The 22,993-nt window shown below is 58.7% G+C and carries 21 protein-coding genes and 5 tRNA genes; 19 read left to right on the forward strand and 7 right to left on the reverse strand.

The genetic code is table 11. The annotated features are described in order from the left end of the window. On the forward strand, positions 1 to 768 hold the full coding sequence (locus tag ACB042_RS15745) for a thiazole synthase (RefSeq protein ID WP_042032220.1): 768 nt from the start codon (positions 1 to 3) through the stop codon (positions 766 to 768). Positions 769 to 803: 35 nt separating this feature from the next. Then, complete coding sequence (gene thiH, locus ACB042_RS15750; protein WP_371178700.1) at positions 804 to 2,021, forward strand: 2-iminoacetate synthase ThiH; 1,218 nt, start codon at positions 804 to 806, stop codon at positions 2,019 to 2,021. Between the two features lie 412 nt (positions 2,022 to 2,433). Here thiH and ACB042_RS15755 read toward each other — a convergent pair whose 3' ends face one another. The 4 genes from ACB042_RS15755 to ACB042_RS15770 form a co-directional block, all read right to left on the reverse strand. After that, positions 2,434 to 3,135 carry a nucleotidyltransferase domain-containing protein gene (locus ACB042_RS15755; protein ID WP_371178701.1) on the reverse strand — a complete coding sequence of 234 codons (702 nt, stop codon included), beginning with the start codon at positions 3,133 to 3,135 and terminating at the stop codon, positions 2,434 to 2,436. A 4-nt stretch (positions 3,136 to 3,139) separates the two neighbouring features. Next, entirely contained in the window at positions 3,140 to 4,279 is a 1,140-nt protein-coding gene (locus ACB042_RS15760; RefSeq protein WP_371178702.1) for a hypothetical protein, read from the reverse strand. A gap of 209 nt (positions 4,280 to 4,488) precedes the next feature. Further along, the gene (locus ACB042_RS15765; RefSeq protein WP_371178703.1) at positions 4,489 to 5,043 is read right to left on the reverse strand and encodes a GNAT family N-acetyltransferase; all 555 of its coding nucleotides are present in this window, start codon (positions 5,041 to 5,043) and stop codon (positions 4,489 to 4,491) included. Continuing rightward, on the reverse strand, positions 5,043 to 5,471 hold the full coding sequence (locus ACB042_RS15770; RefSeq protein ID WP_058056327.1) for a GNAT family N-acetyltransferase: 429 nt from the start codon (positions 5,469 to 5,471) through the stop codon (positions 5,043 to 5,045). Before ACB042_RS15770 ends, ACB042_RS15765 begins: the two co-directional genes overlap by 1 nt. 226 nt (positions 5,472 to 5,697) lie before the next feature. Between ACB042_RS15770 and ybaK the strand changes: the two genes are divergently transcribed. Then, positions 5,698 to 6,162, forward strand: coding sequence for a Cys-tRNA(Pro) deacylase (ybaK, locus tag ACB042_RS15775; RefSeq protein ID WP_033135644.1), 465 nt, complete (start codon positions 5,698 to 5,700; stop codon positions 6,160 to 6,162). Between the two features lie 183 nt (positions 6,163 to 6,345). After that, positions 6,346 to 7,230 (forward strand): hypothetical protein, encoded by an 885-nt coding sequence (locus ACB042_RS15780; protein WP_371178704.1) that lies wholly within the window; start codon positions 6,346 to 6,348, stop codon positions 7,228 to 7,230. Here the strand turns inward: ACB042_RS15780 and ACB042_RS15785 are convergent. After that, a complete protein-coding gene (locus tag ACB042_RS15785) occupies positions 7,224 to 8,108 on the reverse strand; it encodes a LysR substrate-binding domain-containing protein (RefSeq protein ID WP_371178705.1) in 885 nt (294 codons plus the stop codon). The genes ACB042_RS15780 and ACB042_RS15785 overlap by 7 nt on opposite strands. Before the next feature lie 134 nt (positions 8,109 to 8,242). On the opposite strand from ACB042_RS15785, the gene ACB042_RS15790 reads away from it, so the two are divergent. The 4 genes from ACB042_RS15790 to ACB042_RS15805 all read left to right on the forward strand — a co-directional run bounded on the left by ACB042_RS15790 (position 8,243) and on the right by ACB042_RS15805 (position 11,441). Continuing rightward, positions 8,243 to 8,644, forward strand: a complete 402-nt coding sequence (locus tag ACB042_RS15790; RefSeq protein WP_040069042.1) for a CidA/LrgA family protein — start codon at positions 8,243 to 8,245, stop codon at positions 8,642 to 8,644. Continuing rightward, positions 8,637 to 9,326, forward strand: a complete 690-nt coding sequence (locus tag ACB042_RS15795) for an LrgB family protein (protein ID WP_042081343.1) — start codon at positions 8,637 to 8,639, stop codon at positions 9,324 to 9,326. The genes ACB042_RS15790 and ACB042_RS15795 overlap by 8 nt, the downstream gene beginning before the upstream one ends. A gap of 74 nt (positions 9,327 to 9,400) precedes the next feature. After that, complete coding sequence (locus tag ACB042_RS15800; RefSeq protein ID WP_076494002.1) at positions 9,401 to 10,300, forward strand: hypothetical protein; 900 nt, start codon at positions 9,401 to 9,403, stop codon at positions 10,298 to 10,300. Between the two features lie 277 nt (positions 10,301 to 10,577). Beyond that, a complete protein-coding gene (locus tag ACB042_RS15805) occupies positions 10,578 to 11,441 on the forward strand; it encodes a patatin family protein (protein WP_279486445.1) in 864 nt (287 codons plus the stop codon). Positions 11,442 to 11,517: 76 nt separating this feature from the next. Here ACB042_RS15805 and mutS read toward each other — a convergent pair whose 3' ends face one another. After that, positions 11,518 to 14,109 (reverse strand): DNA mismatch repair protein MutS, encoded by a 2,592-nt coding sequence (gene mutS / locus ACB042_RS15810; RefSeq protein WP_371178706.1) that lies wholly within the window; start codon positions 14,107 to 14,109, stop codon positions 11,518 to 11,520. A gap of 250 nt (positions 14,110 to 14,359) precedes the next feature. Here mutS and pncC point away from each other — a divergent pair, with 250 nt between their 5' ends. The 11 genes from pncC (at position 14,360) to ACB042_RS15865 (ending at position 21,790) form a co-directional block, all read left to right on the forward strand. Further along, positions 14,360 to 14,851 carry a nicotinamide-nucleotide amidase gene (gene pncC, locus ACB042_RS15815; RefSeq protein ID WP_371178707.1) on the forward strand — a complete coding sequence of 164 codons (492 nt, stop codon included), beginning with the start codon at positions 14,360 to 14,362 and terminating at the stop codon, positions 14,849 to 14,851. Between the two features lie 80 nt (positions 14,852 to 14,931). Next, positions 14,932 to 15,996: a recombinase RecA gene (gene recA, locus ACB042_RS15820; protein ID WP_005348744.1), complete on the forward strand. Its 1,065-nt coding sequence runs from the start codon at positions 14,932 to 14,934 to the stop codon at positions 15,994 to 15,996. A gap of 44 nt (positions 15,997 to 16,040) precedes the next feature. Continuing rightward, on the forward strand, positions 16,041 to 16,550 hold the full coding sequence (locus ACB042_RS15825) for a regulatory protein RecX (RefSeq protein ID WP_144716017.1): 510 nt from the start codon (positions 16,041 to 16,043) through the stop codon (positions 16,548 to 16,550). A 295-nt stretch (positions 16,551 to 16,845) separates the two neighbouring features. Further along, a complete protein-coding gene (alaS, locus tag ACB042_RS15830) occupies positions 16,846 to 19,470 on the forward strand; it encodes an alanine--tRNA ligase (protein WP_005343004.1) in 2,625 nt (874 codons plus the stop codon). 16 nt (positions 19,471 to 19,486) lie between these two features. Continuing rightward, positions 19,487 to 20,725, forward strand: a complete 1,239-nt coding sequence (locus tag ACB042_RS15835; protein WP_005336054.1) for an aspartate kinase — start codon at positions 19,487 to 19,489, stop codon at positions 20,723 to 20,725. Between the two features lie 103 nt (positions 20,726 to 20,828). Then, positions 20,829 to 21,017, forward strand: a complete 189-nt coding sequence (gene csrA, locus ACB042_RS15840; RefSeq protein WP_005336053.1) for a carbon storage regulator CsrA — start codon at positions 20,829 to 20,831, stop codon at positions 21,015 to 21,017. A gap of 213 nt (positions 21,018 to 21,230) precedes the next feature. Further along, positions 21,231 to 21,323: transfer RNA gene (locus ACB042_RS15845), tRNA-Ser, on the forward strand. A gap of 3 nt (positions 21,324 to 21,326) precedes the next feature. Next, a tRNA-Arg gene (locus tag ACB042_RS15850) sits at positions 21,327 to 21,403 on the forward strand. Between the two features lie 100 nt (positions 21,404 to 21,503). Next, positions 21,504 to 21,580, forward strand: a tRNA-Arg gene (locus ACB042_RS15855). Positions 21,581 to 21,608: 28 nt separating this feature from the next. Next, positions 21,609 to 21,685: transfer RNA gene (locus ACB042_RS15860), tRNA-Arg, on the forward strand. A 28-nt stretch (positions 21,686 to 21,713) separates the two neighbouring features. Next, a tRNA-Arg gene (locus tag ACB042_RS15865) sits at positions 21,714 to 21,790 on the forward strand. 341 nt (positions 21,791 to 22,131) lie between these two features. Here ACB042_RS15865 and pbpG read toward each other — a convergent pair. Beyond that, the gene (gene pbpG / locus ACB042_RS15870; RefSeq protein ID WP_203118959.1) at positions 22,132 to 22,959 is read right to left on the reverse strand and encodes a D-alanyl-D-alanine endopeptidase; all 828 of its coding nucleotides are present in this window, start codon (positions 22,957 to 22,959) and stop codon (positions 22,132 to 22,134) included. Between the last annotated feature and the right edge of the window lie 34 nt (positions 22,960 to 22,993).

A 22,993-nucleotide genomic window follows, 5' to 3' on the forward strand; every position in this document is an offset into this window, starting at 1 on the left:
ATGCTGACCATTGCCGATCACACCTTCTCATCGCGCCTCTTTACCGGCACCGGCAAGTTTGCTCGCCCGGATCTGATGGCCGCCGCCATCGAGGCGAGTGGCTCCCAACTGGTCACCATGGCCATCAAGCGGCTCGAACCGGGCAAGGCCCACGACGATATCCTGAGCCCCCTGCTGCAACTCGGGGTTAAGTTGCTGCCCAACACCTCCGGCGCCAAGACCGCCGCCGAGGCGGTGTTTGCCGCCCACCTCGCCCGCGAGGCGCTGGGGACGAACTGGCTGAAGCTGGAGATCCACCCCGACCCGCGCTATCTGCTGCCCGACCCCATCGAGACGCTGAAAGCCGCCGAGCAGCTGGTGAAAGAGGGCTTTGTGGTGCTGCCCTACTGCGGTGCCGACCCCGTGCTCTGCAAACGGCTGGAAGAGGTGGGCTGCGCCGCCGTGATGCCGCTCGGTGCGCCCATCGGTTCCAATCAGGGGCTGGTGACCCGGGAGTTTCTCGCCATCATCGTCGAGCAGGCCAATGTGCCTGTGGTGGTGGATGCGGGGATCGGTGCGCCGAGCCATGCCGCAGCCGCCTTTGAGCTGGGTGCCGACGCCGTGCTGGTCAACACCGCCATCGCGGTGAGCGGCGATCCGGTCGCCATGGGTCGCGCCTTTGCGCTGGCCTGCACCGCCGGTCGCAGCGCCTATGAGGCAGGCCTCGGCGCCCGCGCTCTGCAGGCCCAAGCCTCCAGCCCGCTCACCGATTTTCTGGGGGCGTTATGAGTCATGATGCTGGCTCGGGGCAAGAGCCAATGGCCATGTCCTCTTTCTCGGTTTCTCCCGAGGCTGATGTGTTTAGCCCCCCTCTCGGCTCTTCACAAAATAAGGGAGAGGGGCTGGGGGGGAGGGCTGATGCGCCATCCTTTATCAGCCGTTGGCAGGAGCTGGAGTGGGACGATATCGGCATGCAGATCCGCGGCAAAACTGCCGCCGATGTGGCGCGGGCGCTGAGCGCCCCCCGCCGCACCCTGAGCGATTTTATGGCGCTGATCTCGCCGGCTGCCGAGGCCTATCTGCCGCAGATGGCGGCCGAGGCCGAGCGGCTGACCCGCCAGCGCTTTGGCAACACCATCGGCTTCTATGTGCCGCTCTATCTGTCGAACCTCTGCGCCAACGACTGCACCTACTGCGGTTTCTCCATGAGCAACCGCCTCAAGCGCAAGACCTTGAATGCAGAGGAGATTGAGCGCGAGTGTCTGGCCATCAAGGCGCGCGGTTTTGACAGCGTGCTGCTGGTGACCGGCGAGCACGAGCACAAGGTGGGGCTCGCCTATTTTCGCGAGGTGATGCCCATCATTCGCCGCCACTTCAGCACGGTGGGGATGGAGGTGCAGCCCCTCTCGCAGGCCGAGTATGCCGAGCTGAAAACCCTCGGCCTCGACGCCGTCATGGTCTATCAGGAGACCTACCACGCCGCCACCTACGCCCGCCACCATCTGCGCGGCAACAAGCGGGACATCGCATGGCGCCTCGCCACGCCGGATCGGCTCGGCCGTGCCGGTATCGACAAAATCGGGTTGGGGGCGCTGATCGGCCTCTCCTCGGACTGGCGCGCCGACAGCTACTTTGTCGCCGAGCACCTGAGCTGGCTTGAGCGCCACCACTGGCAGAGCCGCTATTCGCTCTCCTTCCCGCGCCTGCGCCCCTGCACCGGCGGGCTGGAGCCTGCCGTCATCATGTCGGATCGTCAGCTGGCCCAGCTGATCTGCGCCTGGCGCCTCTTCTCGCCGACGCTGGACTTGTCCCTCTCCACCCGAGAGTCGGCTACGTTTCGCAACGGCGCGGTGCGCCTTGGCATCACCCAGATGTCGGCCGAGTCGCGCACCCAGCCGGGTGGCTATGCCGAAGGGGATAAAGAGGAGCTGGAGCAGTTCGCCATCCACGACGACCGCCCGGTGGGGGAAGTGGCCGCCGCCGTGCGGCAGGCGGGGTTGCAGCCGGTGTTTAAGGATTGGGAACCCTTCTTGGGCCGATAGGGGCGGCCACGCCCCTTTGCCGGTGGCATCACGGCGTCCAGCCAGACTTCGTGCCTGTGGCGAGCTGGCACGGCTGCGCCATGCAATCGTAGGGTCGATTAGCCGGTAGGCGTAATCGTCCGTTCCGAGGTATGGCGTTGGCGGCAGGGGCCGTTGTGTGTTGGCACGGCTTTGCCGTGCAGGACGCGAGGCCGCTGGCCTCGAAGGGGTTTCGCCCGCCCTTCGGGCTTGGGCGAGTGACTTTGGAAAGACCCAAAGTCACCAAAGTTCTTCTCCTGTGCTAATCCTATACCTATTTTTTCACCTCCCGATCGTAGTAGTTTGAAGGGGGATGAAATACCATGGAAGTTATAACTTTAGGAGAGTCATACAGATAGTTTATCCTCTAATGATGTAATAGATATCACTCCTTCTAATAGTGATACTCATCATGTGAGATGATATTATTGATAGTTTTGCTTATAATGTCTCTGGCATAAATCTCTCTTTTATTTATATGACTAAGCTCTTTCTTTGACGCAAGAAAAGCTGATAGAAGTCGCAATATCTTTCCATTTTTTTCTCTATGGGATTTAGCATCCACTAATAACATTGCATCGTCAAAATTAATGTCGTTATGTGAGTTTGAAAGGCATTCTGCAAGTGCTGATTTTGAGAAAACCACATTTCTCTCACACATCAAAAGAGATATCAGAATAGTTCTTACACACCAACTAATTCTTTTATTGGCTAGCCACCACTTCGAAGAAGGGACATCGTATTGGCTATCATGGATTTTTGATGCTAGATAATAAGCAGCCTTTGCGTCATTCAAGTATTTTTTATTATCTTTATATTTGAATGATTCCTGAATTAAAGCAAACTTATCTTCACCAAAAAGGCACTTACCTTCTTTTATTAAGTGTAATAAAAACGAATCTCCATTTTGAGCCATTTCAATAAGGTTATCGTATGTATAAAGTGACAAGTTAACCTTGTTTACTGAAACTGTCTTATGTTGAGTCGTATTATCTATACCCAATAGATCTAAGTCAGAGTTTTTATCTACATCACCTCTGGCATGACTTCCAAAAAGGATAAGGCATTGTAGATTTTTGTTGATACCTGAAATCATGGTTTTATACTCTGGCTAAGCAAGTTTTATTCACTATGGTTGGTATGCTTACCGCGTACCAAGATAATCCTAAAAGCATATTGGAAATGTGAATTAGTTGCAAGGTTAGGCCGTCATCAGCAGTGCTGTGTTTTGTATAACCAGCGACAAAAGTTATGTCGATGCTTTTTACTATTGCTTCTAATGCCCCATTTATGAATTCGCCACTCTCTCCGACAGTATTTTTGAAAAAATACACCACGGAATATGTAGCTAGAATGGAAAAGCCAAAAACAATGCACCTAATAAAACTACCTCCCCAGCCATTTATAAAACCAAATAGACGCATAAACAAGCTCTCTAGATTATATAGAGGAGAAGTATATGAATAGTATGCTGATTTAATACGCAACAATGAGTTTTTTAACCGACTATTATTTTTATTTATCTGTAGCTCATATTGTCTTGCTATGAACAGGCGTTTTGATTTTCTCTCTGTGATTCTGGATGTGAAAAGAGATTTAATCGCATCATAATAATCATCATCATCACCAGCTGTAGAGACAGACGTCAGTAGTGTTCTAGCTAACTTAGCGATAGATAAATTCATTCTGTATTTTTGTTCTTGAAAATCATAGCTGTGTTTTTTGCAGTAATCTTCGGTTGCATATTTAAATGTATTGTTTAGTAGCTTGCTGGGGGTAATTATGCTGTCTATGAAAATAGTTCTCCCTCCCGATATAGATATATTTTGGAATGTGCAGTGAGTATCGAAAGAGCACCGATGAAATCTAGTCAGGGAGAATGAACAGTTTATGAAGATACAGCTCTCGAAGTTGACATCATTTAGTTCTGAATATCCAAAAAAAACTCTCTCAAATCTGCACCCTTCAAAGGTGATTTTCATTCCTTTATTATTGCCATGTATGTCACATTCATCAAAAAAAGCGCCTTTAATTTTTACGCGCCTTCTAACCTCTGCAAAAGTGATATCTATAACATACTTTTTGAAGTGGCAGCCATTTGTCATTCTTGAAGGAATGTCGTTTATTTTTAATGTCGAGAAATTAGCAGTATTGAAATTCTCATCAAACAATGATTCCCAATAATTGTATTTTCTATGCTGACCGACAACGAGGTTTGATGATGTGGCTTGTTGGTTCATATATAATTCACATATTAAATTTATTGTATAGGTCTAAAAAGAGATACTCATTATATCGCCATGTTAAGGTTTAAATGAAGCCTTTTTGGACGACTTTGATACATCTACGATTGTGAGTGAGCAAGTTGTTATCTTGGCTCAGAGGCGACCTAACAGGGTGGTTACGATGATTATCTCCTGTTCACGTGAAAGAAGTCAGCAGAATACAATCAGTTACACGCGTCAATCAGCGGAAACAGGGCATAGATATGTGCATCAATAGGCTGGCCATTTAGAAAGATACGATTCCTTGCCCGGCACTCAAAGGTAGCCCCTGCGGCGATGGCAACAGCTTCGCTGGCGGTGTTGCCAACCCCCATCACGATCTCCAGCCGAAATAGTCCCAACTGCTGAAAACCAAAGTCACGGAGCAGGGCGACCGCCTGACGGGCGATGCCGCAGCCTTGGCGGGATTGGCGTACCCAGTAACCGATATTGCCGAAGCGATGATGGGGCGACAGCTGGTTGATACCTGCGCCACCCAGCAGTTGGCCGGTGGTGGCGCAGAAGATACCCATGTCAAAGGCGCGTCCCGCCGCACAATCCTGCGCGCAGCTGGCAAACCACTCCAGCGTGCTCTCCCGAGTAAATGAGTGGGTGCGCCAGCTCATCCATTTGCCGACTGTCTCGATGGATTCGTGGGCCGCGCGGACAAACTCGTCGGCATCGGCCGGTTCGAACGGGCGGATCACGAGTTGAGCGTTGGCAAGGCGCGGGAGTGTCATCACTTATCCTGCTTTTTCAGAAAGTAACTGATATGCCCCGGCGGCATATCGGGCAGCTGGCCAAAGACCTCGTAACCCTGCTTCTGGTAGAAGGGGAGGGCCTGAAAACTGGTGGTTTCCAAGTGGTAGTTGCTGATGCCCTTGCTTTGGGCGTACTGCTCCATGGCGCCGAGCAGGCGGCCGCCCCAGCCATCGCGGCGGATGCTTTCGTCGATCCAGAGCCAGTCGACGTGCAGCCAGCCCCACTTGATGTCGGCGATGATGCCGCCGTGTACCTTGCCCTCTTTATCCTTGATAAAGCTGGCGATCCGCTCGCGCCGAAGTTCGTACAGTTGAGGGCCTGCCTGGCTTACGTTGTATCCCGTCAGGCCAATGCGCAGCGCTTCAACATCATCGTCCTGAGGCGGTTGGGGTGGGGTTAGTTGCATATGGGTTCCTGCAGTATGGGTTGTGGTGGCGTCAAAGGGTTAAAGCAATACCCGTTTGGACTCTGTTTGGTCAAGTCTTCTGGTCGCTCGCCACCAAGCGTGCATGGCATGGCGGCCAGTCAATGGCCCTTGCAACTTCCATCCCCCATCCCCCCTTGCATCACCCCAGAGTGAGGCGCAGACTGTTTGGCCTTGTTTTTATGCGATTCGATTCAAGGCAACCATCATGACTCCTGCCATCAACCTGCTGAAGAAGCTCAAGATCCCCCACAAGCTCTACCCCTACGAGTGCGAAGCCCACGACGATTTCGGCAAGCATGCCGCGACCCAGCTCGGGCTGCCGGAGGCGCAGGTGTTCAAGACCCTGATCGCCCATCACGACAAGCAGGCGGTGGTGGCCATCGTTCCCTCATCCGGCATGTGCAGTCTGAAGCAGCTGGCCAAGGCGACTGGTCTCAAGAAGGTGGAGATGATGAAACCGGCGGAAGCGGAGAAGCTGACCGGTTACAAGGTGGGTGGCATCAGCCCGCTGGCCCAGAAGAAATTGTTGCCTACCGTGCTCGATGAGTCGGCGCTGCAGTTTGACGAGATCCTGGTGAGCGGCGGCAAGCGCGGCCTCTCGGTCGGCGTGGCGCCGCAGGATATGCTGACGCTGATGAAGTGGATCGCCGCTCCCATCGGCGAAGAGTAGTGCCGGGCACGGTGTGAACCTGCTCTCCGGGCCTGTGGCGGCCCGGAGGCGATGTGACTCGTGAGGATATCTGCCCGCGTCCCCCTGTTTGTCGTGTTGCTTATCCTCGCACAGGCCGCGCCAGGGTGGGGTGCCCACGCTCAGGGCTACACTGAAAGTACCCTTTCAGCCAAGGCGCGGTTTATGTCACCCCTGCATCTGCTGGCTGCCGCTCTGTTCTGCGTGTTGTCGCTGACCGGACAGGCGGCCACCCGGTTTACCCATATCAGCCCGGAGAGCGAGCGGGATCCGCGTACCACTTATGATCGGGAGCTGCTGCGGCTCGCCCTCGACAAGACCCGCGACCAGTTTGGCGACTATCTGCTGGAGCCTGCGCCGCCCATGACCAAGGCGCGCGAGCGGCTCAGCATGCAGCTAGACAGCTATCCCAACCTCTTTGTAATGGACAGCTACAGCAGCACCCGCGAGGATCTGGGGCTCGCCTATGTCCGTTTTCCCATCCATCTGGGGATCGTCAGCTACCGCATCTGTTTTGTCAGCCCGCAGCAAAAGGCGGCGGTGAGCAAAGTGACCGACCTCAAGGGGCTGCGCCAATTCACCTTCGGTCAGGGCAAGGGGTGGCTGGATGTGGATATCCTGCGTTACGCCGGGATGGAGGTGGTGGAAGTGGAGGGGTACGAGAAGCTGTTCAAGATGGTGGCGCGGGGCCGCTTCGATCTCTTCTGCCGCGGGGTGAGCGAGCTGCGCAGCGAGCAGCTGACCCACAAGGAGATGACGGATCTGCTGGTGGATGACGCACTGTTGATCTACTACCCGCTGCCCCGGGTTTTCTACACCAATCCCAACAATCGCGAGGCGCTCAAGCGGGTCGAGCGGGGGTTGCAGCTGGCGTGGCAGGATGGCTCGCTACAGGCTCTGTGGCGCAAGAGCTTTGGCCCGGCCATCGCCTTTGCCAAGCTCTCCCAGCGCCGAATGTTGCGACTGGATAACCCCTTCCTCGACGGGATCCGCTTCGATTACCGCCCCTACTTCTACAATCCGCAAACCGATCGCTTCGGCGATTACTGAGGTGCCTGCCGCTGGCGGCAGAGGGCCAGCCAGGCCTCGGCAGTGCGCGACAGATAGCGCTCGCTCGGCCAGATCACCCCGAGTCGCCAGCTCAATTCGGGCTCCAGCGGCCGTAGCACCAGACCATCCGGGGTCAGCCGGTTGCAGACCGGCTCCGGCAAGAAGGCGACCCCCATGCCGCTGCGTACCATGGCGGTGAGAAAATCCCACTGGCTGCTGCGCGCCGCCACCTGCGGCACAAAGCCCGCCTCCTGACACGCCTGCTCCAGTCGCTCGCTCAGAGTAAACGCCTGGGTGTAGAGCAGGAAGGGCTCCTCCTGCAGGGACTCCAGCCGCAGCGGCGCTTCGCCATGCCAGCGGGGTTGATCCGGCAGCACCACCCGGATCGGGTATTGATCCAGCTCCAGCGCGCTGAGGGCGCCTTCCTCTTTGGTCGGCAGCATGGTGATGGCGAGATCCAGCTCCCCCTCCAGCACCGCCTGTTCGATGCGGCGACCGCCGTACTCCACCAGGGTCAGCTCCACCTTGGGATAGCGGGTGCGGTAGGCGCGGATCAGGTCCGCATAGACGTGACCCACCATGGGGGGAATGCCGAGGGTGAGGCGACCGTGTTGCAGGCTCTGCAGATCCGCCAGTTCGGCCTCCAGCTGCTGCATCTCCGCCAAGATGGTCTGGGCACGGTTGAACAGCACCTGGCCGCTGTCGGTCAGGGTGAAGCGGCGCCCTTCCCGGTTGAGCAGGGGCTGGCCCAGCTCCTCTTCGATATTGCGGATCATCTTGCTGATGGTGGGCTGGGTGACGAACAGCTTTTCAGAGGCGCGGGTGAAGCTCTTTTCCCGCACCAGTTCGACAAAATAGCGCAGGGCGCGAATATCCATGGACTCTCTCGACTCGTGTTGGCGGGTACGGGATGAAGTATGCCTATTCGGCATGAATTCGATAATTTTAATTCATTTCTGGCAGGTTTTGCTCAACTCTATACTGTGAGCCGGTTCACAGAAAGACGATGATCATGAAAGCCCTCTGCTTGCGCTGGTTACAGACTCCCTTCCAGATTGTGTTGCTGGCAGCCATCTGGCTGCTGGCCGATACCGCGGTGCGTACCCTCCATCTGCCGCTGCCCGCCAACCTCACCGGCATGCTGTTGCTGCTGGCCTGCATCCTGCTCGGAGTGGTCAAAGCCGAGTGGTTCAGCGCGGGTGCGCGCTGGTTGCTGGCCGAGATGCTGCTCTTCTTCGTGCCCGCCGTGGTGGCGGTGGTCAACTATCAGGATCTGCTGTTGCAGGAGGGGTGGCGCATCATGGTGGTGTTGCTGGTGAGCACTACGCTAGTGCTCGGTACCACGGCTCTGGTGGTGGATCGGGTTTACCGCCTCGAACTGAAACTGGCCCGCCGGAGTCGCCGCCATGTCTGATACCCTGCTCGGGCTGATCTGTTTCGCCCTCACCCTGCTCTTCTACTACGCCAGCAAATGGCTCTACGGCAAAAAGCGCATTCTGCCGCTGATGCCGCTGCTGCTGGCGCCGACTTTGCTGGTGGCCGTGGTGCTGCTGTTCCACATCCCCTATCAGGACTACATGGCGGAATCCCACTGGCTGCTCTGGCTGCTGGGCCCGGCGACCGTCGCCTTCGCGGTGCCGGTCTACGAGAACCGCCAGCTCATTCGTCGCCACTGGCTGTCGCTGTCGGTGGGGGTGGTCGCCTCGGTCATTATGGCGGTGGGGAGTACCGTGCTGCTGGCTCGCTGGCTCGATCTCTCCGACATGCTGCAACGCAGTCTGGCGATGCGCTCCATCACCACGCCGTTTGCGGTGGAGGCGACCCGCGCCATCGGTGGTCAGAGCGATCTCACTGCGCTGTTTGTGGTGCTCACCGGTGTCATCGGCATGGCGGTGGGGGAGAGCGTGCTCACCGTGCTGGCCATTCGCAGCCGCCTCGGCAAGGGGGCGGGGTTTGGTGCCTCGGCCCACGGAGCCGGCACTGCCAGGGCTTATCAGATGGGAAATGAAGAGGGAGTGGTCTCCAGCATGGTGATGATGATCGCCGGTATGGTGACCGTGCTGCTGGCGCCCCTGCTGGGCCAGCTGTTCTGGTAGGCCGGGCTTCCCTTTAGAAGGCTGCTCGTCCCGGCGCTACACTCTAGTGAGCGTGTATTTCCGGGATGAGCAGTATGACCTTTCATCGCCTCGCTTCCTGCTTGCTGCTGTGCAGTCTTTCCCTCCTTGCCAGTCCCCTACGGGCGAGTGACGTCATCACTCATATCAGCCCCGAAAGCGATCGGGACTTGCGTACCCTCTATTTTCGCGATCTGTTGCAGCTGGCGCTGGAGAAGACCCGCGACAGCTTCGGTGACTACGAGCTGCGAACCGCGCCGCCGATGAACCGTATCCGGATGCGACAGATTGTGCAGACTCAGCAATACCCCAATCTGTTTGTGGCCGACAGTCTGCGCCCGGCCGCAGAGAGCGAAGCGCTGGATTACGTCCGCTTTCCGGTGGAGCTGGGCATCCTCGGTTATCGCATCTGCTTTGTCAGCCCGCAGCAGGCCGACGCAGTGGCAAGGGTCAATACCCTGACCGACCTGCAACAATTTCTGCACGGGCAGGGGCGTGGCTGGCAGGATGCGGAGATCCTGCGTCATGGGGGATTCAAGGTACAGGAGATCGACGGTTACGAGCGGCTGTTCAAGCTGGTGGCTCGCGGTCGCATCGACCTCTTCTGCCGCGGTGCCAACGAGCTCTTTATCGAGCAGGAGCAGCACAGTGATCTGCCCGGTCTCACCGTGGATCGGCGAGTGGCGCTGCACTATCCCTTCCTCCACCTCTTCTACACCCACAAGGATAATCAGGCCGCCATCCGCCGCCTCTCGGTCGGCCTCAAGCTGGCGTGGCGGGATGGCTCGCTGCAACAGCTCTGGCTGCGCCACTTCAAACCTTCCCTCGAGCAGGCGCAGCTCCCCAGGCGCCTGTTGTTCGAGTTGGCCAATCCGCGCCTTGATAAGGTGGACTTTGACTATCGGGCCTACCACTACAACCCCGTCGACGGGACGTTCGGGCCCGGGCTGCCTTGATCCTGATGGTGCTGTTAGCGGATAAAGGGCCGTCTCTTCTGATGTGCTAAATCATGCCAAAAAGGCATGTTTTTTATTATTTAAATTCATTTTTTGAAGGTTGGTGCGCTGCATATACTGGGGGTCGCTTCACGGTTCAGGTTTGCTCCTGCCCGCTTCTGGCTTGCGCGAGTGAGCCTGAATCGTCCTGCTGCGGCGTCTTGATGTTCTGCATGAAGGCGTCCATCACTGGGCCGGGATCGATCCCGGCAGGTATTACAGCTGACGGAGCCTTGTTATGTTTAATCCCCACTCTTGCGCCCTGATTGTCGAAGGGGGCGCGATGCGCGGCATCTTTGCCAGCGGCGTGCTCGATGCGTTTGTCGAAAGTCACCACTACCCGTTCGATTTCGTCATGGGCGTCTCGGCCGGTGCCACCAATCTGGTCTCCTACCTGAGCGAGCAGCCGCGCCGCAGTCACCACATCATCACCGAGCTGGCTTGCAGCTCCCGTTTTCTCGATCCCCTGCGTTTCGTCAAAGGGGGCGATCTGGTGGACATCGGCTGGCTGTGGCAAGCCAGTCGCCATCGCTTCCCGCTCGATCTCGACACTTTCTGCGCCCGCGACATTCCCTTCTACGCGGTGGCGACCGATGTGGCGAGCGGCAAGGCCATCTATCTGCCGGTGCGGCCTGACAACATGGATGAGGTGCTGACTGCCACCTGCGCTCTGCCGGTGGTGCAGCACGATACCCCCTGCGTCGATGGTCGCCCGATGGCTGATGGCGGCATCAGCGACTCCATTCCGGTGATAGAGGCCTATCGGCGCGGGGCGCGGCGGATGACGGTGGTGCTGTCGGAACCCTGGGGCTATCGCAAGAAGCCGACCCGTTTCTGCTGGATGGTCAAAGCCTTGCTGAAAACCCAGCCTGCGCTGGCGCAAGCCATGCTGGAGCGGGATCTCGCCTACAACCGGGCACTCGATTTCATTGCCAATCCCCCTGCCGATTGCGAGATCGAGGTGATCGCGCCACCGGCCGATTTCATGGTCTCCCGTTTTACCCAGGATCCGGTCAAGCTGGAGTCCGGCTATCTGCAGGGTTACTGGCAGGGGCGCCAGAGCCTGCTGCGGGCCCGTGGAGAGGTGCGGGCGGTGGCCTGACTGGTTTGCCGGGTGCTGAATATAAAAAGGGGAACCTCGCGGTTCCCCTTTTGCATGCTTGCACGGCAGCCAGTGCTTACAGCATCTGCTTGAGACGATAGAGCAGATCCAGAGCCTGACGGGGGGTGAGCTCGTCGGGGCGCAGCGCTTCCAGCTCTTCCACCACCGGATGAGGCTGCGGGGCGAGAGTCACCGGAGCCGGGCGGCTTTCACCAGCGGCGACCGGAGTGGCACTCTCCAGCTCATGCAGTTTGTGGCGGGCCTGCTGGATCACCGATTTCGGCACCCCGGCCAACGCCGCCACTTGCAGGCCGTAGGAGCGGCTGGCCGCCCCTTCCTGCACCGCGTGCATAAAGGCGATGGTGTCGCCGTGCTCCACTGCATCCAGATGAACGTTGGCCAGCCCGCTCATCAGCTCGGGTAGGCGGGTCAGCTCGAAGTAGTGGGTGGCGAACAGGGTGTAGGCGCCAATCTTGCTCGCCAGCTGTTCGGCACAGGCCCACGCCAGCGAGAGGCCGTCGTAGGTGCTTGTGCCGCGGCCAATCTCGTCCATCAGCACCAGACTGCGGGCGGTGGCGTTGTTGAGGATATTGGCGGTCTCGGTCATCTCCACCATAAAGGTGGAGCGGCCGGAGGCGAGATCGTCCGATGCCCCGATGCGGGTAAAGATGCGGTCGATGGGGCCGATGCGGGCGCTGTCGGCGGGGACGAAGGCACCGATATGGGCCAGCAGCACGATCAGCGCGGTCTGGCGCATGTAGGTCGATTTACCGCCCATGTTGGGGCCGGTGATGATCAGCATCCGCCGCTCCCGCTCCAGCCGGATAGGGTTGGCGATAAAGGGATCTGTCATCACCTGCTCCACCACCGGATGGCGGCCCGCCTCGATGATGATCTGATCCTCGTCGATGAGGGTGGGGCAGCGATAGTCGAGGGTCTCGGCCCGCTCGGCCAGGTTGGCCAGCACGTCCAGCTCCGCCAGTGCTGCGGCGGAATCCTGCAGATCGCTGAGATGGGGCAGCAGAGCATCGAGCAACTCTTCGTAGAGCCGTTTCTCCAGCGCCAGCGCCTGGGACTGGGCGGTGAGCACCTTGTCCTCGTACTTCTTCAGCTCATCGATGATGTAGCGTTCGTTGTTCTTGAGGGTCTGGCGGCGGATGTAGTGGGCCGGCACCAGATGGCTGTTGGCGCGGCTCACCTCGATATAGAAGCCGTGCACCTTGTTGTAACCCACCTTGAGGGTGTTGATGCCGGTCAGCAGTTTTTCCCGCTCCTCGATGCGGGCGAGGCTGGCGGTGGCGCCGTTGGCGAGATCCCGCAGCTCGTCCAGCTCCTGATTGAAGCCGTCACGGATGACGCCACCATCGCGGATCAGCACCGGCGGCACTTCCATCACCGCGCGCTCCAGCAGGTCGAGCAGCTCGGGGAAGGTGCTGGCCCGCTCGGCCAGCTGTTGCACCGCTTCGTGCTCGTTGTCCGCCAGCAGGCGCTGCAATTCGGGCAACTGGGCGAAGGCCTGACGCAGGCGGGTGAGGTCGCGCGGGCGGGCCGAGCGCAGGGCCAGACGAGCCAGCACCCGCTCCACATCCCCCACCTGACGCAGCAGGTTGCCCAGCTCGTCATAGAGGTTCTGCTCAATGAGCTCCTTGATGGTGCTCTGGCGACCTTTCAGGATCACCCGATCGCGGATCGGCTGGTGGATCCAGCGCTTGAGCAGGCGGCTGCCCATGGGAGTGGCGGTGCGATCCAGCACCTCGGCCAGGGTATTTTCATAGCCACCGGCCAGATTCTGGGTCAGCTCCAGATTGCGGCGGGTGGCGGCATCCATGATGACCGCGTGATCCGGCTGCTCGAGGCGCACGTTGCGGATGTGGGGCAGTGCGGTGCGCTGGGTATCTTTGACGTACTGCATCAGGCAGCCAGCGGCGCACAGGGCGGTCTCGCTCTTGTCGACGCCAAATCCCACCAGATCCTGGGTGCCGAACTGCTGGCAGAGCAGCTTGCGAGCTGTGCCCAGCTCAAACTCCCACTCCGGGCGGCGACGCAGGCCGCGGCGCCCCTCGATATGGTGCAGGAACTCGAACGATTCGGGATAGAGCAGCTCGGCCGGATTGGTGCGTTGCAGCTCAGCCAGCAAGGTCTCTTCTTTCTCGAACTGATTGATGAAGAAGCGGCCGGAGCCGATGTCCATGGTGCCATAGCCGAAGCGGCGGCCATCGTGGTAGACGGCGGCGATCAGGTTGTCCTGTCGCTCGCTGAGCAAAGCCTCGTCGGAGACGGTACCCGGGGTGATGATGCGAATGACCTTGCGCTCCACAGGCCCCTTGCTGGTGGCGGGATCCCCCACCTGTTCGCAGATGGCGGCCGACTCGCCGAGCTGCACCAACTTGGCCAGATACCCTTCGATAGCGTGATAGGGCACCCCCGCCATCGGGATGGGGCTGCCCGCCGACTGGCCGCGCTTGGTCAGGGAGATGTCGAGCAGCTGAGAGGCCTTGCGGGCATCGTCATAGAACAGCTCGTAGAAGTCGCCCATCCGGTAGAACAGCAGGATCTCCGGGTTCTCGGCCTTGAGGCCAAGGTACTGCTGCATCATGGGCGTGTGGGCGCTCAGATTTGCGCCGGGAGCGGAGCCTGTGGCGCCGCTGGCTTGGTGTTGTGCGGTCATGTTCTGTTCCAGAAGGGGCCTCTGCGGGCCAGTGTCTGCGGTGATGAGCCTTGAGCTTGATGGCGCCATTCTACACATAAGCGCCGCGCCGGGGGAGCGGGTGTTCCGGGCGCGGTTGTTCTGCACTATTGAAGGCATGACACAGGTGCGGCACCGCAAATTACGGCAGGCAAGGGCGGTCTGCCGTGGTTGCGGGCGGCGCTAGCGGGATCGCATAATATGCCTCTTAAGCGGATCAGAAGGAGTCGTGATGAAACTGGATGCAGAGATAGAGCACCTTGCCATCGAGCTGGGACGGGCCCTTGGCCAGCGTGGCTGGCTGGCGACGACCGCCGAATCCTGTACCGGCGGCGGGGTGGCCAGCGCCATCACCGACATCGCGGGCAGTTCCGGCTGGTTCGATCGCGGATTTGTCACCTACACCAACGAGGCCAAGCAGCAGATGTTGGGGGTGAGCGACGAGAGTCTTGAGCGGCACGGCGCGGTGAGCGAGGCGGTGGTGCTGGAGATGGCCCGCGGCGCGCTGGCGCACTCGTTTGCCTCCATCAGCGTTGCTATCAGTGGTATCGCCGGCCCCGGCGGCGCCACCGAAGGCAAGCCGGTCGGCACCGTCTGGTTCGCCTGGGCCGACCGCAACGGTCGTCACCACTCCCTGCTCGCCCGCTTCGACGGGGATCGCCGACAGGTGCGCCAGCAGGCGGTGAGACAGGCCTTGTCGGGTCTGTTGGCGCTGCTCAGATAAATTGGGCTTGATACTGTATGAATAGACAGTATACTTAGCCCAACTTCACTTCTTACTCACGATTTCCAGCGGAGATTGGCATGGATCAGAACAAACAGAAGGCACTGGCGGCTGCGCTGGGTCAGATTGAAAAGCAGTTCGGCAAAGGCTCCATCATGCGTCTGGGCGACAGCAAGACCATGGATATCGAAGCCATCTCCACCGGCTCCCTCTCTCTGGACGTGGCGCTGGGCATTGGCGGTCTGCCGTGTGGCCGTATCGTCGAGATCTACGGCCCGGAATCTTCCGGTAAAACCACCCTCACTCTGCAGGTGATCGCCGAAGCCCAGAAGAAGGGCAAGACCTGTGCCTTCGTCGATGCGGAGCACGCACTGGATCCCATCTATGCCGCCAAGCTGGGCGTCAACGTCGACGACCTGCTTATCTCCCAGCCGGATACCGGTGAACAGGCGCTGGAGATCTGCGACATGCTGGTTCGCTCCAACGCGGTTGACGTTATCATCGTCGACTCCGTGGCGGCCCTGACGCCGAAAGCGGAAATCGAAGGGGAGATGGGTGACTCCCACGTTGGCCTGCAGGCCCGTCTGATGTCCCAGGCGCTGCGCAAGCTGACCGCCAACATCAAGAACGCCAACTGCCTGTGCATCTTCATCAACCAGATCCGGATGAAGATCGGCGTCATGTTCGGTAGCCCGGAGACCACTACCGGTGGTAACGCGCTCAAGTTCTACGCCTCCGTGCGTCTGGATATCCGTCGTATCGGCGCCATCAAGGAAGGCGACGAAGTGGTCGGTAACGAGACCCGCGTCAAAGTGGTCAAGAACAAGGTGGCCCCGCCCTTCAAGCAGGCCGAATTCCAGATCTTCTACGGCGCCGGTATCTCCAAAGAGGGCGAGCTGGTGGATCTCGGCGTCAAGCACAAGCTGATCGACAAGGCCGGCGCCTGGTACAGCTACAACGGCGAGAAGATCGGTCAGGGCAAGGCCAACGTGATGAAGCTGTTCGCCGAGAACAAGGTGATGGCTGGCGAAGTGGAAGCCCGCTTGCGCGAGCTGCTGCTCTCCGGCGCAGTGCCTGTCGATGACAAGGCTGCACCGGTTGAGGCAGACGAGTTCGATGCCGAAAGCGAACAAGAGTTCGAATAAGGAACAAAGGAAGGCCGGGTAGATACCCGGCCTTGTTATTTATGATGGTTGATGAATCCGTTACCGAACCGGTCGAGCCTGCCGAACCGACCTTTGCCGAGCAGCTTGCCGCCGCCCGCGCCTTTGCCATGCGCAGTTTGGCCCGCCGCGAGAGTGCCGAGTCAGAGCTGGCCAACCGGCTGCGCCAGCAGGGCTTCAATGAAGAGGTGATCGAGGCGGTGGTCGACTACTGCCGCGGTTACAACTGGGTCAATGACGAACGTTACGGCGGTATGGCGGTGCGGGCCGGTGCCGCCAAGGGCCATGGCCCCATCAAGATCCGCTTCGATCTGCGCCGCAAGGGGCTCGACGATATGCAGATTGATGCCGCCTTCGATCAGCCGGAGCTGGACTGGTTCGAACTGGCGTTTGCCTTGCTCGAACGGCGCGCCCGGGTGGCCGATCTGGCGGATTTCAAGCTGCGAATGAAGTGGCTCAAATATCTGCTGGGGCGCGGCTTTACCCGGGATCAGGCCCGTTACGCCATCTCGGCCCTGCAGGAGCGGGAGGAGTAACGCCACTGCGTGGCAAACATCGTTTCACCTCTCCTTGTGGCAGGTTTTTCCTGCCCGTTCAGTAGGTTGCGAGCGCAATCCCGAAAAAGCGGCCTTTTGTTCATCTCATCCCTCTTTATGCGCTGCTTTTTTGCCTCTCGACAGTGGAAAAAGCCACTGTAGGCGGTGCCGCTCTTTTCTGGCCCGTTTATGTGCGCTTTTTCGCCCGTGGCGGCCCTGTCCGTTTTACTTTACCCCGCAGAAAACTTACATTAATGCGGTTAAAAGTCCGTATTCGAATCAAGCAGGATTTTCCATGTATATGTCCACGTCAGAGATTCGCGCTGCGTTTCTCGAGTATTTCCGTTCCCAGGGGCACCAGGTTGTCTCCTCCAGCTCGCTGGTACCGCATAACGACCCGACCCTGTTGTTTACCAACGCGGGTATGAACCAGTTCAAGGACGTGTTCCTTGGCGCAGACAAGCGAGCCTACAATCGCGCGACGACTTCCCAGCGTTGCGTGCGTGCCGGTGGTAAGCACAACGATCTGGAAAACGTCGGCTATACCGCTCGTCACCACACCTTCTTCGAAATGCTGGGTAACTTCAGCTTCGGTGACTACTTCAAGCAGGATGCCATCAAGTTTGCATGGGGCTTCCTGACCGAGGTGCTGCAGCTGCCGAAAGATCGCCTGCTGGTGACCGTCTACGCGACTGACGATGAAGCTTTCGATATCTGGGAAAAAGAGGTCGGTGTCCCGGCCGATCGCATCGTCCGCATCGGTGACAACAAGGGTGCCCCTTACGCTTCTGACAACTTCTGGGCCATGGGCGATACCGGCCCGTGCGGTCCCTGCACCGAGATCTTCTATGACCACGGCGATCACATCTGGGGTGGTCGTCCCGGCTCACCGGAAGAGGATGGCGACCGTTTCATCGAGATCTGGAACGTGGTCTTCATGCAGTTCAACCGTCAGGCTGACGGCACCATGGAGCCGCTGCCGCGTCCGTCCGTGGATACTGGCATGGGTCTGGAGCGTATCTCCGCCATCATGCAGGGTGTCCACTCCAACTACGAAATCGACATCTTCCAGGCGCTGATCAAGAAAGCGGCCGAGATTGTCGGCACCACAGATCTGAGCAACCAGTCCCTGCGCGTCATCGCTGACCACATCCGCTCCTGCGCCTTCCTGGTGGCAGATGGCGTGATGCCGTCCAACGAAGGTCGTGGCTATGTGCTGCGTCGCATCATCCGCCGTGCCGTGCGTCACGGTCGCAAGCTGGGCGCGACCGATGTCTTCTTCTACAAACTGGCTGCCGAGCTGGCAGTGCAGATGAAGGATGTCGCTGCCGAGCTGATCGCCCAGCTGCCGCTGGTCGAGCGCGTGCTGCGCATCGAAGAGGAGCAGTTCGTCCGCACGCTGGATCGCGGTCTGCTGCTGCTGGAAGACGCTCTGGCCAACCTGGGTGATGCCAAGGTTATTCCGGGTGAGGTGGTGTTCAAGCTGTATGACACTTACGGCTTCCCGGCCGACCTGACTGCCGACGTGGTGCGCGAGCGCGAGATCGGCATCGACGAAGAGGGCTTCAAGGCCGAGATGGAGAAGCAGCGTGCTCGCGCCAAAGAGGCCTCCAGCTTCGGCGTGAACTACAACGAGATGCTCAAGCTCGACTTCGAGACCCCCTTCACCGGTTACAAGACCCTGACCGAGCGCACCCGCGTGGTTGGTATCTACAAGGGTGTGGAAGAGGTGAGCGGTCTCATCGCCGGTGACGAAGCGGTCATCGTGCTGGAAGAGACCCCCTTCTACGCCGAGTCCGGCGGCCAGATCGGCGACAGCGGTACCCTGAAAGTGGACGACGGCATCTTTGCCGTGACCGACACCCTGAAAGCGGGCAAGGCGATCATCCACAAGGGCTACATGGAGCTGGGCACTCTGGAGAAGGGCGCCGAAGTGGAAGCCGTGGTTGATGGCGATCGTCGTCAGGCCATCGCCCTGAACCACTCCGTGACTCACCTGCTGCACGCTGCCCTGCGTCAGGCACTGGGCGAGCATGTTACCCAGAAAGGTTCTCTGGTTGGGGCCGAGCGCATGCGCTTTGACTTCTCCCACTTCGAGGGGCTGACCATGGCGACCATTCGCCGGGTCGAGGAGCTGGTCAACAACCAGATCCGCGCTAACCACGAAATCACCACCCAGTTGATGGATCTGGAAGCGGCCAAGTCCGCCGGTGCCATGGCGCTGTTTGGTGAGAAATATGAAGACGACGTGCGTGTGGTGCGCATGGGCGACTACTCCACCGAGCTGTGCGGCGGTACTCACGCCAAGCGCACCGGTGATATCGGCTTCTTCAAGATCATCGCCGAGAGCGGCATCGCAGCTGGCGTGCGCCGTATCGAAGCGGTGACCGGCAAAGCGGCCATCGACTTCATGCATCAGGTTGGCGAGCAGATCGAAGAGGCTGCTGCACTGGTGAAAGGCGATCAGTTCTGCATCGCCGACAAGGTTCGCCAGATGCTGGACAAGGCCAAGATGATGGAGCGCGAGCTGGAGCAGCTCAAGGCCAAGCTGGCCGCTCAGGCCGGTAACGACCTGTTGGGTCAGGTGATCGAGATCAACGGTCAGAAGGTGCTGGTTGCAGCGCTGGAAGGGGCCGATCCGAAATCCCTGCGCGGCATGCTGGACGAGCTGAAGAACCAGATGAAGTCCGGCGTCGTGCTGCTGGCCACCTGTGCCGATGGCAAGGTCAACTTGATCGCGGGCGTCACCAACGACCTGACCGGCAAGGTCAAGGCCGGTGAGCTGGTCAATCTGGTTGCCCAGCAGGTAGGTGGCAAGGGCGGTGGCCGTCCGGACATGGCACAGGCGGGTGGTACCCAGCCTGAGGCGGTGCCGGCAGCGCTGCAATCCGTTCACTCCTGGCTGGAAGAGCGCCTGTAATCGGGCGAGGTGATCTGTGGCACTCTATGTACAGAAGTACGGCGGTACCTCGGTCGGCACACTGGAGCGGATCGAGGCGGTAGCTGAGCGGGTCGAGCAGACCCGCGCCCAGGGACACGACGTGGTGGTGGTTGTCTCCGCCATGTCGGGCGAAACCAACCGGCTGCTGGGCATGGCCCAGCAGCTGGATCCTGATGCCAACCGGCGGGAGATGGATGTACTGGTCTCCACCGGTGAGCAGGTCACCATAGCGCTGCTGGCGATCGCGTTGAACAAACGCGGTTGTCCTGCGGTCTCAATGACCGGTGATCAGGTGCGGATTCATACCGATTCCGCCTATGGCAAGGCGCGCATCACCCACATCGACACCGAGCTGGTTCATGCCGAACTGGCTGCGGGCAAGGTGGTGGTGATCGCCGGTTTCCAGGGCCGTGACGAGCATAACGCCATTACGACGCTGGGCCGCGGCGGTTCGGATACCACGGCGGTTGCCGTGGCGGCGGCCATCAAGGCTGATGAGTGTCAGATCTTTACCGATGTGGATGGGGTATACACCACGGATCCGCGAATCGAGCCCAAGGCGCGTCGTCTCGACACCATCACCTTCGAGGAGATGCTGGAGATGGCCAGTCTCGGCGCCAAGGTGCTGCAGATCCGCTCGGTGGAGTTTGCGGGCAAGTACCGCGTCCCGCTACGGGTGCTGTCGAGCTTTATCGATGGAGAGGGAACCTTAATCACATATGGAGGTGATAGGATGGAAGCTCCCCTGGTATCCGGGATCGCTTTTAACCGCAACGAGGCCAGCCTGACCATTCTGGGGGTGCCGGACAGACCGACCGTGGCTGCGCAGATCCTGAACCCGATCAGCGACGCCAACATTGATGTCGACATGATTGTGCAAAATACCCTGGGAGATGGCACCGCCGACTTCACCTTCACGGTGAATCGTGACGACTATCGCCGCGCCCGGGCACTGCTGGAGGAGACCGCCACCGAACTTGGCGCCTCCTGCGTGCAGGGAAATGGCGAAATTGCCAAGGTTTCCATTGTCGGTGTCGGCATGTGGAACCATCCCGGTGTTGCGCGCACCATGTTCAAGGTATTGGGCGAGGAGGGGATCAACATGCAGTTGATCTCGACCTCTGAAATCAAAATCTCTGTGGTGATTGACGAGAAGTATCTGGAGCTGGCGGTGCGAGCCCTGCACGCGGCTTTCGGGTTGGATCAGGCACCGCAAGAGCAGCCCTTGGGCTAACAATCTCTGATTGATTTAGTTTCAACCATTTACCATATCGGTATCTTTGTTAGATAATGTCGCATATCGATATAAAAACAAAACAGGATACAGGAGCAAGCGAATGCTTATTTTGACTCGTCGTGTTGGGGAAACCCTGATGATTGGTGATGAAGTGACTGTCACCGTACTGGGCGTTAAAGGCAACCAGGTCCGTATCGGTGTTAACGCGCCGAAAGAGGTCTCCGTACACCGCGAAGAGATCTACCAGCGCATCCAGGCCGAGAAAGTTCCGGGCCAACCGGGCTTCTAAGCCACTTTCATGGCTGTGACAAGGCGACACCTCATGTGTCGCCTTTTGTTTTTCCGGCCCCCTGAAATCGCCCTGCAGGGCGCGAAACTGCGGGATAAGTGCCGATATTGTTTGAATATTCCACGCTTTGACCAAATGCTGAGCGAACGCACTTTTTTCTCCAAAAAAGTGTTTGACTAAAAATCCCTGTGAAGTATTATCAGCCCCGCAAACGGAGAGGTGGCCGAGAGGCTGAAGGCGCTCCCCTGCTAAGGGAGTATGCGGCTTATACCCGCATCGGGGGTTCGAATCCCCCCTTCTCCGCCATTTGCGCCCGTAGCTCAGCTGGATAGAGTACCTGGCTACGAACCAGGTGGTCAGAGGTTCGAATCCTCTCGGGCGCACCATATTACGACTCAAGCAAGAGTCATGTGTTGACCATCAGCAAGTCGACACTTTGGAAAAGGCTTACTGATAAGTAAGCTTTTTTTATCGTTTTAAAACAGGGCGCCCGTAGCTCAGCTGGATAGAGTACCTGGCTACGAACCAGGTGGTCAGAGGTTCGAATCCTCTCGGGCGCACCATTTTTCAAGCAGTACCAAAAGTTTATGAGCGCCCGTAGCTCAGCTGGATAGAGTACCTGGCTACGAACCAGGTGGTCAGAGGTTCGAATCCTCTCGGGCGCACCATATTTCAAGCAGTACCAAAAGTTTATGAGCGCCCGTAGCTCAGCTGGATAGAGTACCTGGCTACGAACCAGGTGGTCAGAGGTTCGAATCCTCTCGGGCGCACCATACAGACAGCCTCGACTTCGGTCGGGGCTGTTTTTTTATGGGCGATATTTAGCTTTTGGTGCGGACCCCGTGCGCTGTTGCGGGTGGATCGCCCGTTTACCTGGCTGTTCTTGTCCTCATTTCTTCCCCTTTTTGTAATTGCGCACAGTTCTTCTGATCGTTGCACTGCCTCACCACCCTTTGCCTCATCTGCAAGCGGGCTGTATGCCTGCTGTTGCAACGGCAGATGCCACGTAGCTTATCACTCAAGGTTCGCTCATCTACATCCTGCAAGGCCTGCGAGGCGTTCTGCGGGCAATAAAAAAGGATGCCGCAGCATCCTCTTGTGTTGAGATATTTACTCAGCTTTTCAGCCATTTGCGAATGCGGTTGGCATCGCCGATAGGGGTGCGTTTGCCCACCGAGTTGAGCAGCACGATGGCTAGCTCGCGGCTGTCCGGTTTGGCGCGCATCACCAGACAGCGTCCTGCCTCGTCAGTGAAGCCGGTCTTGGAGAGGCGCACGTCCCAATCCGGGTTTTTCACCAGCGGGTTGGTGTTGTTGAACATCAGGCTATAGGCGGGGGTGCTGAAGCGCATCTCCCGGTTCTCATCCTGAGTGAACTGACGGATCAGCGGCTGACGATAGGCGGCGGCGGCCAGCTTGCCGAGATCCTGGGCGGTAGAGACGTTGCGGGTGGAGAGGCCGGTGGAGTCGTAGAAGTGGGTATTACGCATACCCAGCTGTCTGGCCTTGTTGTTCATGGCCCGCACGAAGGCGCTGCGACCGCCCGGATAGTGACGCGCCAGTGCCGAGGCCATCCGGTTTTCGGAGGACATCAGCGCCAGATGCAGGGCGTCGCGGCGGGTCACCTTAGTGCCCATGCGAATGCGGGAGTGGGTGTGTTTGACCCGATCCAGATCGTTCTTGTCGACCGTGATGGTCTGGTTGAGATTCTGCTTGGCATCCAGCACCACCAGCGCTGTCATCAGCTTGGTGAGGGAGGCGATGGGACGCACCTTGGTGGCATTCTTCTGGTAGAGCGTCTTGCCCGTTTTTACATCCACGACCAGGGCGCTGCTCGAGCGTACTTCCAGTTTGGCAGGGTTGGGTGCCGCGCTGACCGCAGGCAATCCCAGCATTCCCATCAACCCGACAACCAGCGCTGCTGCGCGAATCCGACACCACATACAACCGACTCCGTTCCCATCCAAAAAAAGGCGC

This window comes from Aeromonas sp. S13(2024), assembly GCF_041402405.1.
Classification (GTDB): domain Bacteria; phylum Pseudomonadota; class Gammaproteobacteria; order Enterobacterales; family Aeromonadaceae; genus Aeromonas; species Aeromonas veronii.

Coding starts and splice junctions, on each gene's coding strand:
- ACB042_RS15745 (WP_042032220.1), top strand. CDS start 1: ATGCTGACCATTGCCGATCACACCTTCTCATCGCGCCTCTTTACCGGC.
- thiH (WP_371178700.1), top strand. CDS start 804: ATGTCCTCTTTCTCGGTTTCTCCCGAGGCTGATGTGTTTAGCCCCCCT.
- ACB042_RS15755 (WP_371178701.1), bottom strand. CDS start 3,135: ATGATTTCAGGTATCAACAAAAATCTACAATGCCTTATCCTTTTTGGA.
- ACB042_RS15760 (WP_371178702.1), bottom strand. CDS start 4,279: ATGAACCAACAAGCCACATCATCAAACCTCGTTGTCGGTCAGCATAGA.
- ACB042_RS15765 (WP_371178703.1), bottom strand. CDS start 5,043: ATGACACTCCCGCGCCTTGCCAACGCTCAACTCGTGATCCGCCCGTTC.
- ACB042_RS15770 (WP_058056327.1), bottom strand. CDS start 5,471: ATGCAACTAACCCCACCCCAACCGCCTCAGGACGATGATGTTGAAGCG.
- ybaK (WP_033135644.1), top strand. CDS start 5,698: ATGACTCCTGCCATCAACCTGCTGAAGAAGCTCAAGATCCCCCACAAG.
- ACB042_RS15780 (WP_371178704.1), top strand. CDS start 6,346: ATGTCACCCCTGCATCTGCTGGCTGCCGCTCTGTTCTGCGTGTTGTCG.
- ACB042_RS15785 (WP_371178705.1), bottom strand. CDS start 8,108: ATGGATATTCGCGCCCTGCGCTATTTTGTCGAACTGGTGCGGGAAAAG.
- ACB042_RS15790 (WP_040069042.1), top strand. CDS start 8,243: ATGAAAGCCCTCTGCTTGCGCTGGTTACAGACTCCCTTCCAGATTGTG.
- ACB042_RS15795 (WP_042081343.1), top strand. CDS start 8,637: ATGTCTGATACCCTGCTCGGGCTGATCTGTTTCGCCCTCACCCTGCTC.
- ACB042_RS15800 (WP_076494002.1), top strand. CDS start 9,401: ATGACCTTTCATCGCCTCGCTTCCTGCTTGCTGCTGTGCAGTCTTTCC.
- ACB042_RS15805 (WP_279486445.1), top strand. CDS start 10,578: ATGTTTAATCCCCACTCTTGCGCCCTGATTGTCGAAGGGGGCGCGATG.
- mutS (WP_371178706.1), bottom strand. CDS start 14,109: ATGACCGCACAACACCAAGCCAGCGGCGCCACAGGCTCCGCTCCCGGC.
- pncC (WP_371178707.1), top strand. CDS start 14,360: ATGAAACTGGATGCAGAGATAGAGCACCTTGCCATCGAGCTGGGACGG.
- recA (WP_005348744.1), top strand. CDS start 14,932: ATGGATCAGAACAAACAGAAGGCACTGGCGGCTGCGCTGGGTCAGATT.
- ACB042_RS15825 (WP_144716017.1), top strand. CDS start 16,041: ATGGTTGATGAATCCGTTACCGAACCGGTCGAGCCTGCCGAACCGACC.
- alaS (WP_005343004.1), top strand. CDS start 16,846: ATGTATATGTCCACGTCAGAGATTCGCGCTGCGTTTCTCGAGTATTTC.
- csrA (WP_005336053.1), top strand. CDS start 20,829: ATGCTTATTTTGACTCGTCGTGTTGGGGAAACCCTGATGATTGGTGAT.
- pbpG (WP_203118959.1), bottom strand. CDS start 22,959: ATGTGGTGTCGGATTCGCGCAGCAGCGCTGGTTGTCGGGTTGATGGGA.